The 14,551-nt window shown below is 71.6% G+C and carries 13 protein-coding genes; 11 read left to right on the top strand and 2 right to left on the bottom strand.

All coding sequences use genetic code 11. From position 1 onward, the window contains the following. Positions 1 to 54 precede the first annotated feature (54 nt). The 4 genes from MOV08_RS25495 (at position 55) to MOV08_RS25480 (ending at position 6,377) form a co-directional block, all read left to right on the top strand. A complete protein-coding gene (locus MOV08_RS25495; protein ID WP_039641495.1) occupies positions 55 to 813 on the top strand; it encodes a TIGR03089 family protein in 759 nt (252 codons plus the stop codon). Positions 814 to 1,037: 224 nt separating this feature from the next. Beyond that, complete coding sequence (locus MOV08_RS25490) at positions 1,038 to 2,321, top strand: LCP family protein (RefSeq protein WP_275308962.1); 1,284 nt, start codon at positions 1,038 to 1,040, stop codon at positions 2,319 to 2,321. 258 nt (positions 2,322 to 2,579) lie between these two features. Then, positions 2,580 to 4,406: an LCP family protein gene (locus MOV08_RS25485; protein WP_275308960.1), complete on the top strand. Its 1,827-nt coding sequence runs from the start codon at positions 2,580 to 2,582 to the stop codon at positions 4,404 to 4,406. Between the two features lie 207 nt (positions 4,407 to 4,613). Then, complete coding sequence (locus tag MOV08_RS25480; protein ID WP_275308958.1) at positions 4,614 to 6,377, top strand: LCP family protein; 1,764 nt, start codon at positions 4,614 to 4,616, stop codon at positions 6,375 to 6,377. 55 nt (positions 6,378 to 6,432) lie between these two features. Here MOV08_RS25480 and MOV08_RS25475 read toward each other — a convergent pair whose 3' ends face one another. Next, positions 6,433 to 7,464, bottom strand: a complete 1,032-nt coding sequence (locus MOV08_RS25475) for a glycosyltransferase family 2 protein (protein ID WP_073443158.1) — start codon at positions 7,462 to 7,464, stop codon at positions 6,433 to 6,435. Positions 7,465 to 7,753: 289 nt separating this feature from the next. Here MOV08_RS25475 and MOV08_RS25470 point away from each other — a divergent pair, with 289 nt between their 5' ends. Genes MOV08_RS25470 through MOV08_RS25460 form a run of 3 tightly spaced genes read left to right on the top strand, consistent with a single transcriptional unit; the run spans position 7,754 to position 10,317 of the window. Then, positions 7,754 to 9,226, top strand: a complete 1,473-nt coding sequence (locus MOV08_RS25470; protein WP_275308957.1) for an LCP family protein — start codon at positions 7,754 to 7,756, stop codon at positions 9,224 to 9,226. Further along, positions 9,223 to 9,675 carry a hypothetical protein gene (locus MOV08_RS25465; RefSeq protein WP_275308956.1) on the top strand — a complete coding sequence of 151 codons (453 nt, stop codon included), beginning with the start codon at positions 9,223 to 9,225 and terminating at the stop codon, positions 9,673 to 9,675. Before MOV08_RS25470 ends, MOV08_RS25465 begins: the two co-directional genes overlap by 4 nt. A 39-nt stretch (positions 9,676 to 9,714) precedes the next feature. Further along, entirely contained in the window at positions 9,715 to 10,317 is a 603-nt protein-coding gene (locus MOV08_RS25460; RefSeq protein WP_039635859.1) for a VanZ family protein, read from the top strand. A 37-nt stretch (positions 10,318 to 10,354) separates the two neighbouring features. On the opposite strand, the gene MOV08_RS25455 is transcribed toward MOV08_RS25460, so the two are convergent. Beyond that, positions 10,355 to 10,909, bottom strand: coding sequence for an acyl-CoA thioesterase (locus tag MOV08_RS25455; protein ID WP_275308955.1), 555 nt, complete (start codon positions 10,907 to 10,909; stop codon positions 10,355 to 10,357). A gap of 284 nt (positions 10,910 to 11,193) precedes the next feature. Here MOV08_RS25455 and MOV08_RS25450 point away from each other — a divergent pair, with 284 nt between their 5' ends. From MOV08_RS25450 to MOV08_RS25435, 4 genes are all read left to right on the top strand, one after another. Next, the gene (locus tag MOV08_RS25450) at positions 11,194 to 12,495 is read left to right on the top strand and encodes an LCP family protein (RefSeq protein ID WP_275308954.1); all 1,302 of its coding nucleotides are present in this window, start codon (positions 11,194 to 11,196) and stop codon (positions 12,493 to 12,495) included. 409 nt (positions 12,496 to 12,904) lie between these two features. Next, positions 12,905 to 13,096 carry a hypothetical protein gene (locus MOV08_RS25445; protein WP_030115393.1) on the top strand — a complete coding sequence of 64 codons (192 nt, stop codon included), beginning with the start codon at positions 12,905 to 12,907 and terminating at the stop codon, positions 13,094 to 13,096. Continuing rightward, the gene (locus MOV08_RS25440) at positions 13,080 to 13,604 is read left to right on the top strand and encodes a DUF6879 family protein (RefSeq protein ID WP_275308952.1); all 525 of its coding nucleotides are present in this window, start codon (positions 13,080 to 13,082) and stop codon (positions 13,602 to 13,604) included. Before MOV08_RS25445 ends, MOV08_RS25440 begins: the two co-directional genes overlap by 17 nt. Beyond that, entirely contained in the window at positions 13,601 to 14,431 is an 831-nt protein-coding gene (locus tag MOV08_RS25435) for a helix-turn-helix domain-containing protein (protein WP_275308951.1), read from the top strand. The genes MOV08_RS25440 and MOV08_RS25435 overlap by 4 nt, the downstream gene beginning before the upstream one ends. Positions 14,432 to 14,551 lie beyond the last annotated feature (120 nt).

Genomic DNA, 14,551 nt, shown 5'->3' with positions numbered 1-14,551 from the left:
GCGCGGACCGTACCCGACTGACCGTCAGTGGCCCGCGCGCGTACCCTGGCCGCGATGAACGCCACCGATCGCACCCCCGCCGACCTGCTGGGTTCCGCGCTCGCCGCGGACCCGGGCCGCCCCCTGGTGACCTTCTACGACGACGCCACCGGCGAGCGCGTGGAACTCTCCGTCGCGACCTTCGCCAATTGGGTGGCGAAGACCGCCAACTACCTCCAGGGCGACCTGGCCGCCGAGCCCGGCGACCGGCTCGCGCTGCTGCTGCCCGCCCACTGGCAGACCGCCGTCTGGCTGGTGGCCTGCTCCTCGGTGGGCGTGGTCGCGGAGGTGGGCGGTGATCCGGCCGCGGCCGATCTCGTCGTCAGCGGCCCGGATTCCCTCGACGCGGCGCGGGCCTGCTCCGGGGAGCGGGTGGCGTTGGCGCTGCGCCCGTTGGGCGGCCGGTTCCCGCAGTCGCCGGCCGGCTTCGCGGACTACGCGGTCGAGGTGCCGGGCCAGGGCGACCGGTTTGCGCCGTTCGTCCCGGTGGATCCGGGCGCGCCGGCGCTGGCGGTCGGCGGCGAGGAGCTGACCGGCGCCGGGATCGGCGAGCGGGCGCTGGCGGATGCCGCGGCCGCCGGGCTGCCGCCGGCGCCGCGGGTGCTGTCGGGGCTCGGCTACGACACCTGGCGGGGCCTGTCGCTGGGGCTGTACGCGCCGCTGGCGGCGGGCGGCTCGGTGGTGCTGTGCCGGCATCAGGACCGGCTGGACGGAGACGCGCTGGCCGCCCGGGAGGCCACCGAGAAGGTCACGTTCACCGTGCCACGCTCCTGAGACGGCCGGGGTCCTGAGGAGGCCGGGACGGGCCCGGAGGGCGCCGGCTCCCCCGTCCGGCGGAGGGGGATTCCCGCCGGGCGGGCCGGTTCGCCGGCCCGGGGCCATGCTCGGTGTACGTACGCCGCCCGCGTACGGACTCCCCGGCGCGGGATCCGGTGGCCTTCTCCCCGCGGTGCCCGGCGCGGGGGCGTGCCGCCGACTCCGTGAGGGAGGTCGCCCACGTGACCGAGCGCCCCGACATCCCGCCCGACCGTCGACGCCCCTCCGGGGGCCGCGGGCGGGGGACGCCGGGCCGCGGTCGGCGGGCACGGTTCCGGGGCTGGCCGGAGCGGCCCGACGGGTTGCTGGCGACCGACCGGCCGGGGCCGCCGCGGACCCCGGCGCCGCGCCACCGCCGCTGGCTGCGGGCCGCGGCACTGGCGCTGACCGTCGCCGTGCTGGCGTCGGCGGGGTGGGGATGGGCCGTGTGGACCCGGCTCAACCACAACATCCGCTCGGACAGCGCCACCGAGCGGGAGCTGGAGAAGTACGAGTCGGAGCGCCCGCCGGCGGGCCCGCCGAACGCGCAGAACATCCTGTTGATCGGCTCCGACAACCGGGGCGGCGGCAACGAGGAGTACGGGGCGGACACCGGCACCCAGCGTTCGGACACCACGATCCTGCTGCACCTGGCGGCCGACCGGAGGAGCGCCACCGCGGTCAGCATCCCGCGCGACCTGATGGTGCAGGTGCCGCACTGCAAGCGCGCCGACGGGTCGGAGTCCGCGCCGCAGACGATGCAGTTCAACTGGGCGTTCGCGTTCGGCGGAGCGGCCTGTGCGATCCGCACGGTGGAGAAGATGAGCCGGATCCGGATCGACCACCACGTCATCGTGGACTTCATGGGCTTCAAGAACATGGTGGACGCGGTGCACGGCGTGCAGCTCTGCCTGGCCCGGCCGATCGAGGACGACGAGGCGCACGTGTCGCTGCCGGCCGGGTGGCAGACGTTGGACGGCGAGGCGGCGCTGGGTTACGTGCGGGCCCGCAAGAGCCTGGGCGACGGCAGCGACACCCAGCGGATGGCGCGCCAACAGCAGTTCCTGGGCGCTCTGGTGAAGAAAGTGCAGAGTAATGGTGTGCTGCTCAATCCGATGCGGCTGTATCCGGTGATGGATGCCGCGACGAGTTCGCTGACCACTGATGCCGGGCTGGCTTCGCTCCGGGGTTTGTACGAATTGGTCCGCAGTATGCGTGGCATTCCCACCGCACATGTGCAGTTCCTGACCGTGCCGCGTACCGAGTACCGCTACGACCCGAATCGCGATCAGCTGGTGCAGCCCGACGCGGACCGGCTCTTCGAGCGGCTGCGCAATGATCAGCCGGTGACGGTGGTGCCGCAGCCACCCGCCCGGGCCGCGGACGACAAGGCGGCCGGCGACCGGCGGGGCGGGTGGGCGGCGCCCACCGCGAGTTCGCCGCCGGCCTTTCCCGGGAGCACCGCGGAACACGGCGCCTGCCAATAAAAAAGCCGCAAAGGGCGCCGGCGCCCCGTGAAGGGAATGGGCGGATTGCCCAGTTGTAGGGAAGTGGAATTTGTCACGGGCGTCGCCCGACGTTGAACTGGGCGGATAGTGTGAGCGATCCGGTCCGCTCGACCAGCCGACCGATGACCCTTGTCCATTGACTGTTGACCAAGCACCGAACCAGCTAAGACACGATCGACCGACCGAGCGCCTTGAGGGGATGGCGCCGCGTGGTACCGACGGAGGACTCAAGGCACCGTGGACGCGCAAGGCCGTGGGCAGGCGGACGACAACAACGTCGATCCCGCCGATCAGTGGGTGTTCAATCCGGACACCGGCAACTACGAGTTGCGGCTTGACCCGGCGGGTCAGGGCCCGGCTCGGCCCGCCGACCGCAAGGCGCCCGGCAGACGCTCCGCGCGCAATCCCCGTGCGGGGGGCGGTGACACGGACACCCGTCCGCTGCCGGTCCAGCGTGGCCGGGGCGTGGATGACGCCGAACCCGCCGAACCCGCCGAACCCGCCGAGGGCGGCCGGGCGGCGCGCCGGGCGGCCGGCCGGGCCGGGACCGCGGCGGCGGCCGGGACCGCGGCGGCGGCCGGGACCGCGGCGGCGGCCGGGACCGCGGCGGCGGCCGGGGCCGCGGCGAGCCGCCGCAAGCCCAAGCCGAAGAAGTCGGGCAAGCGGAAGTTCCTGTACTGGACGGCCGGTGTGGTGGGCTTCGTCCTGGTGGCCGGCTGCGGCACCGCGTTCGTGATCTACCAGCAGCTGGACGGCAACATCAAGAAGGTCGACGTCGGTGAGGAGAACTCGGCGGTCACCGACGGCCCGGTGAACCTCCTGATCATCGGCACCGACGCGCGCACCGGCAAGGGCGACACCGGCTACGGCGACTCGGGCAGCCTCGGGCACGCGGACACCACGATCCTGATGCACGTGTCCAAGGACCGGACCAACGCCACCGCGCTGAGCATCCCGCGCGACCTGATCACCGACATCCCGGACTGCCCGACGAAGCAGCCGGACGGCTCGACGAAGGTCATCCCGGGCCAGCAGCACGTGCGGTTCAACACCAGCCTGGGCCAGGAGGGTCGGGACCCGGGCTGCACCTGGCGGACCGTCGAGAAGCTGACCGGGGTGAAGATCAACCACTTCATGATGGCGGACTTCAACGCCGTCAAGGACCTGTCCGACGCGGTGGACGGCGTCGAGGTGTGCGCGGCCAAGGACATCAACGACCCGAAGTCGCACCTGAAGCTGACGGCCGGCCGCCATGTCGTCAAGGGCGAGCAGGCGCTGGCGTTCGTCCGGACCCGGCACGCGGTGGGCACCGGCAGCGATCTGAGCCGGATTCAGCTCCAGCAGCAGTTCATCGGGTCGCTGATCCGCAAGCTGAAGTCCAGCGCGTTCGGCAGCCCGAGCAAGCTGCTGGACGTCGCGCAGGCGGCGACCAAGGCGCTGACGGTGGACACCGGTATCGGCACCGCGAGCAAGCTTTTGGACTTCGGCAACGACCTGAAGAAGGTCGATCTCAACAAGATCACCTTCGCCACCGTCCCGGTGTTGGACAACCCGCGGGACAAGGCCACCGTCGTCCTGGACACGGCCAAGGCGGACCCGCTGTTCAAGATGGTGCAGCAGGACCACACGCTGGCCAAGGGCGCCGGCAAGGACAAGAGCGGCAAGAGCGCGCCGGTCAAGAAGGCCCCGCCGGAGCTGGTCCGGGTCGATGTCACCAACGGGGGCGGGCCGTTCGGCGCGGCCCAGGAGACCGTCGACTGGCTGCAGAACACCAAGGGCGCCCGGCTGTCCACGAACGCCGGCAACGCCCCGGAGAAGCTGTCCGCGACCCGGCTGGAGTACGCGCCCAACCAGGCCGACCAGGCCGCCACGTTGGCCGAGTGGATGGGCCTGCCCAAGAGCGCGTTGAAGAAGACCGGCGCGGACGCCGGTCCGCGGGTCCCGATGAAGCTGGTGCTCGGCAAGGACTTCACCGCACCGGGTTCACCGATCGAGGCGCCGACCGAAACCCCGGAGGGGGTTCAGCACGTCAATGCAGATGACAAGAACATCTGCGCGAAGTAACCCGGCGGACCCCTCAACAGCGAACGCCAGCAGGCACACCAAGAGGGAACGCCAACAGGGGCACCAACAGGGGCGCCAACAGGGGCGCCAACGGGGGCGCGGCGCCAGCCGCTCCAGTGGAGCCGGTGCTTGCACCGGGCGCTCCAGTGGAGCCGGTGCTTGCACCGGGCGCCGAGCGCACCGGAACGGACACGGGGGGATTGCCGAATGCCGCAGAGCGGTGTGCGCGGTGACGGGCAGCGCCAGGAGCCGGAGCCGCAACGGCTGGGCTGGAAGGCCGGCGGCTTCGCGGACAAGGGGCTGCCGCCGGACGCGCCGGACTGGGCCGCCGACGGAGCCGTCGGCAGCCTCGCGTCCGACGCGGACGGCGGGCCGCCCGACGACGGACCGACCGGCGGCCGCGCCCGGCGCCGCAAGGCCAACAGGGCCGACAGGGCCGACAGGGCCGACAAGGGCGCCAAGGCCGACGGTTCCGGCAAGGGCGGCAAGGGCCGCCGGGTGCTGCGCTGGACGGCGCTGGGCCTGGGCGTGCTCCTGGTGGCCGGGGCAGCCGGCGGCTACCTCTACTACCAGCACCTGAACGCCAACCTCCGCAAAGAGGCGCTGGACCTCGGCCCGGGCGGGCTGAAGAAGCCGGAGCCCAACGCGTTCGGGCAGACGCCGATGAACATCCTGCTGCTGGGGTCGGACGGCCGGAACACCGAGAAGAACATCGAGCTGGGCGGGGCCCGCCAGGACGCGGACCGCAAACCGCTGGCCGACGTGCAGATGCTGGTGCACGTCAGCGCCGACCGCAGCAACATGTCGGTGATCTCCATACCCCGGGACACCCGGGTGGCGATCCCGCAGTGCACCGACCCCAAGGACGGCCACACCTACCCGGAGACCACCGCCCCCATCAACGAGTCGCTCCAGCACGGCGGTCCGGGCTGCACGGTCGCCACCTGGAAGGCGCTGACCGGGATCTACATCGACCACTTCATGATGGTCGACTTCTCCGGGGTGGTGGACATGGCCGACGCGGTCGGCGGGGTGCCGGTCTGCGTCGACCGGAACGTCTACTCGCACGACAGCAGGGGCCACGGCAGCGGGCTGAAGCTGACCCGGGGCACCCACTCCGTCCAGGGCGTCCAGGCGCTCCAGTGGCTGCGCACCCGGTACGGCTTCGAGGACAACACCGACATCGGCCGGGCCAAGGCCCAGCACATGTACATGAACTCGATGATCCGTCAGCTCAAGCAGGGCACCAAGCTCACCGACCCGGTGCAGCTGCGGGACCTGGCGGAGGCCGCGACCAGCGCGCTCACCGTCGACGAGGGGCTGGGCTCGGTCAAGAAGCTCTACGACCTGGGCGGCGACCTCCAGCGGGTGCCCACCAAGCGGATCACGATGATCACCATGCCCTGGCAGTACGGCCCCGGGGAGCGGTATGTCGTCCCCAAGCCCGGTGACGCGGAGGCCACCTTCGGGATGCTGCGCGGCGACGTGGCGCTGGACGGCAAGGACACCAAGAAGAAGCCGGAGCCGGCCCCCTCGCCGTCAACTCCCAAGGACAAGCTGGCCGTTGTCGTCCAGAACGGCACCGACGGTGCCCGCGGACCGGCCGGTGGCCGGGCGAACGACATCCAGGAGCGGCTGGTCGCGCTCGGCTACGCCGGTGCGCGCACCGACTCCCGGCTGACCAGTCAGGCCGACACCGCCCTGCTCTACAAGGGCGCCGCCCAGCGGGGCGACGCGCTGGCGCTCGCCAAGGCGCTGGGGCTGCCCGGCAGTTCGGTGCGGGAGTCGTCCTCGGTCAGCACGATGCGGCTGGTGGTCGGCGAGGACTGGCGGACCGGCACGGAGTTCCCCGCGGCGTCCGGCGCGGGCGGCGGGGCGTCCACGCACCAGGCCCCCAAGAGCGCGGACCCGCTGAACGCCGAGAAGGACTCCTCGGCCTGCATGAAGGTCAATCCGCAGTACACGTTCTGACCCGCCGGGACCTGCGGTACGGGGTGCGCGCCGCCGGGCGCGCACCCCGTGGCGACTACTCCGCTACCGGGGCCGGGGTCTGCACGGCCGGCCGCCGGCTGGCGATGACCTTGCGCGCGAGGGCGCGCGGGCTGGTGAGGAAGCCGACGCCCCACGACATGTGCATGGTCGCCAGGGCGACCGGGATCTGGGCGCGGGCCTTCAGCGGGAGCCCCTTGCCGGCCGGCAGCGAGCCCGCGGTGATCGCGGCCAGATAGCCGGCCGGGACGACCAGGCCCCAGGGGGTGACGGCCGCGCCGACGACCAGGCCCGCCGCGATGGCGCAGACCGCGGTCGGCGGGGCGAGGTAGCGCAGGTTGATCGACCCGGAGTGGTAGCGGGCGACGACGTGCCGCCACTTCCCGTAGTCCTTGTACTGCTTGGCCAGCGCCTTGATGCTGGGGCGCGGCCGGTACTGGACCTTCAGCTCCGGCGAGAACCAGACTCCGCCGCCGGCCTCCCGGATGCGGAAGTTCAGCTCCCAGTCCTGGGCGCGGATGAACTCCTCGTTGTAGCCGCCCTGCTGCTCCAGCACCTCGCGCCGGAAGACGCCGAGGTAGACCGTCTCGGCGGGGCCGGCCGCGCCGCCGGTGTGGAAGGCGGCGTTGCCCACGCCGATCTTGGAGGTCATGGCGGCGGCCACCGCGTCCTCCCAGGCGTTCTCGCCCTCGGCGTGCATGATGCCGCCGACGTTGGCCGCGCCGGTCTCCTCCAGGAGGCGCACGGCGGTGGCGATGTAGTTCGGCGAGAGCATGCCGTGGCCGTCGACGCGGACGACGACGGGGTGCCGGGACGCCTTGATGGCGGCGTTCAGCGCGGCGGGGGTGCGGCCGGTGGGGTTGGGCACGGTGTGCACCCGGGGGTCCTCGCGGACCAGTTCCGCGGCGATCTCGTCGGTGCGGTCCGTGGACGGGCCGAGGGCGATCACCACCTCCATCTCGCCGGCGTACTCCTGCGCCAGGATGTGCCGGACCGCATTGCGCAGGTGACGTTCCTCGTTGAGCACCGGCATGATCACGGAGACGGCCGGGAGCTGCTGCTGGGGCATGGTTCCTCGGGGGTACGGCCCGCGGCGAGCCGCCATGGGGAGGGCGGCAGCGCCCGCCGGGAGACTGCGGTATTCCGCCTCACGGTACCGCGAACGGGGGACGGCCTCGGACGGCAACCGGGTGGCCGGACAACATTCGCCCGGTGTGTGGCGTTTTGATGCAGATCGTATGGGCTTACGGTGACCCGGTCCGTTCCGTGACAGGCCCCGCGCCGCAGCCGTCGGGCACCGCCCGGGCCCGTCCCACCCGGCTCCGCCGCCCTGTCCCCGTCCACCGCGGAGGTGGCCTGTGACCGCGCCGTCCCCCTCCTCCCGCACCGTCCCGGGCCGGCGTCCCCGGCGGTCCCGGCGACGCCGGGAGCGCCGGCGTCGCCCGGGGCCGCGCTGGGGACTGCGGATCAGCGCCGCGGCGACCGCCCTGCTGCTGTCCGCGAGCGGTGTGGGGCACGCCATGGTCACCGACGTGGAGACCGGGATCGGCCGGGTGGACGCCTTCCAGGGGATCAGCGACCGGCCCGGGGGCGGCGCCGGGCTGACCTTCCTGGTCGTCGGCACCGACGGCCGGGAGAAGCTGACCGACGAGGAGAAGCAGCGGTACCACCTGGGCGGCGAGCCCTGCCACTGCACCGACACCCTGATGCTGGTGCACCTCTCCGCCGACCGGAGCCGGGCCAGCGTCGTCAGCCTCCCCCGCGACTCGTACGCCGAGGTGCCCGCCCACCAGGACACCGACGGCCGGCGCCACCCCCGGCACGCGCTCAAGCTGAACGCGGCCTACGCCGAGGGCGGCGCCAACCTCACCGTGCGCACCGTCGAGCACATGACCGGGGTACACGTCGACCACTACCTGGAGGTCGACTTCACCAGCTTCATGCGGACCGTGGACGCGGTCGGCGGGGTGGAGGTCTGCACGGTGCGCCCGCTCCGGGACCGCTACTCGGGGCTGGACCTGCCGGCCGGGACCTCGCGGCTCAACGGCGGCCAGGCGCTCCAGTACGTCCGCTCGCGGCACGTCGACGCCTCCGCCGACCTGGGCCGGATGCAGCGCCAGCAGCGGTTCCTGGCCGCGCTGCTGGACCGGATCACCTCGTCCGGGGTGCTGATGAACCCGGTCCGCTTCAAGGCGGTCGCGGACGCCATGCTCCGGTCCGTGCGGGCCGACGACGGCTTCGGCGCGGGCGATCTGGCCGATCTGGCGCAGGCGATGCGCGGCTTTGGCCCGGCGTCGTCGGAGTTCGCCTCGGTGCCGCTGCGGGGCGAGGCCGAGAACGTGCCGGGACTGGGCTCGACGGTGCGCTGGGACCCGGTCCAGGCGCCGAAGCTGTTCCGGGCGCTGCGCGAGGACCGGCCGTTCGCGGCCCGCCCGGAGCGCGCGGCGCCGCCCGCCACGCTCGTCGACGTCCCGCCCGAGCGGGTCCAGGTGCAGGTGAACGACGGCACCGGGCGGCACGGGCTGGCCGCCCGGGTCACCCGGGCGCTGCACGACACCGGCTTCGCCACCACCGGCGCGCCCGGCCACTCCACGCCGGGCGCGGTGCCGCACACGGTGATCGCCTACGACCCGCACTGGAACCGCTCGGCGCGCTCGCTGGCCGCCGCGCTGCCCGGTGCCCGGCTGCGCCCGGCGGCCGGACTCGGGCCGATGCTGCAGGTGACCGTCGGGGCGGACTTCCGGGCGGTGCGGCCGGTACGCGCCGAGGAGCCGACCCCGGCCCCCGGCACCCTCGCGGCGATCACCGGCGACCAGGCGGTGTGCCGATGACCGTGCCCGCGCCCCGCCGCACGGCCGCCCGGCCGCCGCCGGCCGGGCCGGACCGCCGGCTGCGCGCGGGCCGGACGGCGGCGGCGGTCGCGCTGCTGGCACTGCTCGCGGCGACCGCGGCGGCGGCCCCGGCGGCACCGACCGCGCCGGCCGGCTGCGGCGTCCTGGTCCGCGGCCGGCTGTGCCTGCGCGGCCCGGTCGGCGCGACCGGCCTCTACACCGCCGTCTACCAGCGGGACGAACCGATGCTCGGCGAGCTCACCATCCGGCTCGGCTACCAGCGCAAGAACTCCCGGATCACCGCGTTCCCCGGCTGGTTCGGCACCGGGCGGACGCACGGCGGCACGCTCCGGCTGAGCGGCCGGGTGGAGATGCTGCCGGACGAGTGCATCCGGGGCGTAATGGAGCACACCGCGACGGTCTTCGTCACCAAGTGGAGCTGCGACTGACGCCGGGCCGTCCGGCGTCCGGAGAGGTGCGTGCGGAGCATGTGGCAGATCGTCCTGGCCCTCACCCCGGCCGTGGTGGTGCTCTTCGTGCTCGGTTGGCTGGCGCTGGCCCTGGGGCTGGCGCTGTGGTCGCTGCGGGCTCCGCACCGGCACGCCCCGCGCACCGCGGCCCGGGTCCTGTTGGCGGCCTGGGTGCTGCTGATGCTGGTGGTGACCCTCACCCCCACCCAGCCGATCGGCTCCGCCGACGCGACGTTCTGGTGGCGTCCGGGCGGGGGGCTGCTGGAGCTGGGCGCGCAGCTGGAGCCCGGGGAGGTGGCGCTGCTGGTGCGGCGGCAGATCGCCGGCACCGCGCTGTTCCTGCCGGTTCCGCTGCTGCTGCGGTTCGCCGCGCCCCGGTGGTCGGCGGCCGGCGCGTTCCTGCTCGGGGTGGGCCTGAGCGTCGCCATCGAGGTGGCGCAGCTGCTGATGCGGGCGGGGCGGGTGGCCGACATCGACGATGTGCTGTGCGCGGCGGCCGGGACCGTCGTCGGGGCGGCGCTGGCGCTGCTGGCGAAGAGGGCGGCGATGGCGCTCCACCGCCGGGCGCGGTCCGGCCGGGCGGTCCGGGCCGCCGCGGCGCCCGCGCCCGAGGAGGCGTAGGGCCTGTCCGCCCTCCCCGGACCGGGCGGGCGACGCCTCAGGTGTCGTCGAGCCCCTCGGCGGCGCGCCGCTCCCGCAGCTCCTTGATGGCGCGGCGGCGGGCCAGCCGGTGCGTCCGGCGGATCTGGGCCTCCTGGTAGCGCCGCCTGTCGCGTTCGCTCTCGGGGACGACCGGCGGCACCGTGCGGGGCTTGCCGTGCTCGTCGACGGCGGCGAAGACGAGGTAGGCGGAGCCGACCTGCTGGGCGGGGGTGGACTCGTTCCAGCGCTCGGCCAGGACCCGGACGCCGATCTCCATGGAGGACCGGCCGGTCCAGTTGACCTGTGCCTTGACGTGGACGAGGTCGCCGACCCGGACCGGCTCCAGGAAGACCATCTCGTCCATGGACGCGGTCACCGCCGGGCCGCCGGAGTGCCGGCCCGCGACCGCCCCGGCGGCGTCGTCGACCAGTTTCATGATCACGCCGCCGTGCACCGTCCCGAGGAGGTTGGTGTCGCCTGCGGTCATGATGTGCGACAGCGTGGTGCGGGAGACGGAGGTGGGCTTGCCCGCAGGGGCGTCCTCCGGGGCGTGGGCGACGAGGTCGGTCATGCAGAACAGCGTAAGCCGGTGCCGTACGGGACCGTACGGCGCGGGCGGTGGGAGCGGGCCCGGGCGGTGTGACACGGGTCTCGGCGCCGGCGTGAGATGCCTCTCCCGCCCCCGCCGGAAACCATCCGGAATACCTGATTCCGCTGGTGGCGCCCGGAATCGTCGGGCCGTGCGCGGTATGGCCCGTTAGCGCTCCGTCGCTTTGCATCAGGTCTGCAACAGCCACGGCCCGATCCCGTACCCGCCCTATGGAGCTGCCCCCCGCGGCGTGCACACTTCCCCGTATGAATGAGTGGCCCCAAGGACGGTCCGGCGACCAGAGCGGCAACCGGTACGGACGCGGCAGCGGCAGCAGCGAGCCGGAGGGTGCGCGCGCCATGCCGCACGTACGGCGCGACGCAGGCCCCGGCTACGGACGGAACGAGCCCCCGCTCCCGCCGTCGCTCTCCCCGCGCCGCGGCGGGAGCGTGCCGCCGCAGCAGTCCCAGGGCTACGACGACCACTACGACAGCGGCTACAACACCGGGCAGGTCTACGGCGGGGGCGGCGGCCGGGGCCGCGGCGGCGGCGACGGGTACGGCGACGACGGCTACGCCCGGCCGCGCCCGCGCTGGGGCCGCCGCATCAAGTGGACGCTGATCACCGTGGTCGTGGTGGTGCTGGTCGCCTCGATCGGCACCTACTTCTGGGCGGACGGCAAGCTGCGCCGCGAGGTCGACCTGAGCAAGGTCATCGACCGCCCCGCGACCGGCGACGGCACCAACTACCTCATCGTCGGCACGGACAGCCGCGAAGGCATGACCGACGACATGAAGCAGAAGTTGCACACCGGCGGCCCCACCGACGGCGGGCGCACCGACTCGATGCTGATCCTGCACGACGGCAGCAACGGCCCGACGCTGATATCCCTGCCGCGCGACTCCAACGTCGAGATCCCCTCGTACGTCGGCTCGAAGTCCGGCAAGCAGTACCCGGCGCGCGGGCGGCACACCAAGCTGAACGCGACCTACGCCGAGGACGGCCCGGCCCTGCTGGTCCGCACCATCGAGTACAACACCCACCTGCACATCGACCACTACGTCGAGATCGGGTTCGCCGGCTTCGCCAACATCGTCGACGCGCTCGGCGGCGTGGAGATGGACATCCCCCAGGCGTTCAAGGACAAGGACTCCGGCGCCGACTTCAAGGCCGGCACCCAGACCCTCACCGGCGCGCAGGCGCTCGCCTTCGTCCGGACCCGGCACGCCTTCGCCTCGCAGGACCTCCAGCGCACCAAGAACCAGCAGAAGTTCCTGGCCGCCGTCGCCAAGCAGGCCGCCACGCCGGGCACCCTGCTCAACCCCTTCACGTTCTATCCGACGCTCGGCGCCGGCCTGGACACGCTGAAGGTGGACAAGGACATGAGCCTGTGGGACCTGGGCCAGATGTTCTTCGCGATGAAGGGCGTCACCGGCGGCGACGGCAAGTCGATGAACATGCCGATCTCCGGCAGCGTGGGCGGCAACCTGGTCTGGGACCAGGCCAAGCTCAAGCAGCTCGTCCAGCAGCTCAACAACGACGAGCCGGTCACCGTCTCCGGCAACTGACCGGACCGACGCCCTACGGGACGGGGCCCCGACCGCGGTGCGGTCGGGGCCCCGTCCTCGTGGGAGCGACCGGCCTTACGGCAGGTTCCGCGCCATGACGATCCGCTGCACCTGGTTGGTGCCCTCGTAGATCTGCGTGCTTTACAGGACATATGGCGTTGACCTGCACGAACGCACCCTTCAGAGGGTGCTCCCCCAGCATTTCCCCATGATCGCCAACAGTCTTCCCAGGCAGGACCTGCACCGGAGGCACCACCACCGACCGTGCAGTAGACGAGCTGGCTCTGCGGACGTTGCGCGGTTTCCCGTTCCGTCAACCGTGATCGCTTGACCGGTGCGCCCGACCCTCGGGAGCATCAACCCAGATGCGGGGGTACTGGCAGCGATATGGGAGAGGGGAACCCAGACCATGAAGGTCACCAAGCTGGTCAGCACGTGCGACATCAAGGACTGCCCAACGATCTATGCGACGGATCGCGGCACCTTCCTAGTACAGGGCGAGACGCCGACGGACCACGGGCTTCAGATTCCCGCGCACGAAACCCTGGTAGAGATCCCGATGGAACTGATCCAGAAGGCCATCCGTGACAACCTCATCTAAGACCCTCGGCGACCTCTTCGACTCGTTCGAGCGCGAGGCGTTCAGACTGGAAACGCTGGACGACTACAGCAAGTCCGGAAGCGTCGACGCCTACCAGGCATTCCTGGATGGGGAGCCACAGCCGGACGACTACAACGCGGGCTGGGTCGAGGAACTGCGCTCGCACACCGAGCAGGGGAAACGGGTCTACCGGGTCCACATTCTGTCACGCCCGCTCACGGACTATCTTAGGTTCGAACTCAGCTGGGGCTACCAGAAGAACATGACTGGGGGCGAAGAGTTCTTCATCCTCGACATCACCGGCAAGCCCAACCCCTTGGAGAACGCTCCGGATTTCTGGTTCTTCGATTCCGAATCCGCAGCCGTGATGAACTACGACGACAGCGGGAAATACTTGGGGTCGGAAGTGCTAGCGCCGGAACGAACGGCGGAATTCACGCGGTACCGTGACGCGGCACTCGCGCACGCGGAACCGTTCACCGATTGGTGGGCCAAGTTCGGGGCGTGAACAGAGCACAGCTTGGAGCCGCGCTGCGGGCGCTGCGAGTGGCATCCGGCAAGGAAGCCAAAGCGGTGGCCCGCAGCGCCCTCATGTCTCCGTCCAAGCTGTCCAAGATCGAGAATGCAAAGCTGGCACCCAGCGCGACGGACGTAGAGCGCATCCTGACCGCCATCGGCGTCTCGGACGAGGTCAAGGCGGAGTACGCGGAAGCCGCACGTGCGTCAGCGACAGAGGCGACGGCGTGGCGGCTGCTCAAGCGGATCGGGGTCCACAAAGGCCAGCAGGCCGCCAAGGCCCTGGAAGCCCAGATGTCTGTACTGCGGCTGTTTCAACCGGCGCTTGTTCCGGGCCTGCTCCAGACTCCCGAGTACATCCGGGCCATTCTGCAGCGCCACAACCTGAGTGAAGACGCACTTACACGAACGATCAACGGTCGGCTTGAACGGCAAGCGGTTCTCTACGACAACACGAAGTCGCTGCGGTTCATCATTACCGAACCTGTTCTCCACTGGCGCATCGTGCGTCCGCAGATGATGGCTGCTCAGCTTGATCGCATTGTGTCTATTTCACGGCTCTCCCACGTGGACATCCAGATAGTGCCCCTGCGGGTTCAGCAGCACGACATTGCAAATCATGCCTTCGTCATCCGTGACGACCGCATGGTGACTGTTGAAACCGTCCATGCTGAGGTCGTCGTTACGGACCCGCGGGATGTGGGTCTCTACGTTGATAAGTTCGAAGGATTCGAGCGAGTAGCCCTGGCCGGCGACGAAATGCGGGATCTGATCGAAGGTATCCGCGACGACTTTTTGCGGGAACAGGAAACAGGCTAGAGGCGCGATCGTGACCCTCCGATGATGGGGGCCATGGAGAGCGAAGAGAGAACGTCCGATCCTGCAACCGCAGCCACAGTAGGGACGTGCCTGTCGGAGCTGCCTCGCGAGCCATCGCCC

This window comes from Streptomyces yunnanensis, assembly GCF_029011865.1.
GTDB lineage: Bacteria > Actinomycetota > Actinomycetes > Streptomycetales > Streptomycetaceae > Streptomyces > Streptomyces yunnanensis.
The sequence above is the reverse complement of the archived record's forward strand: the minus strand, read 5'-3'. Positions and strand labels throughout refer to the sequence as shown.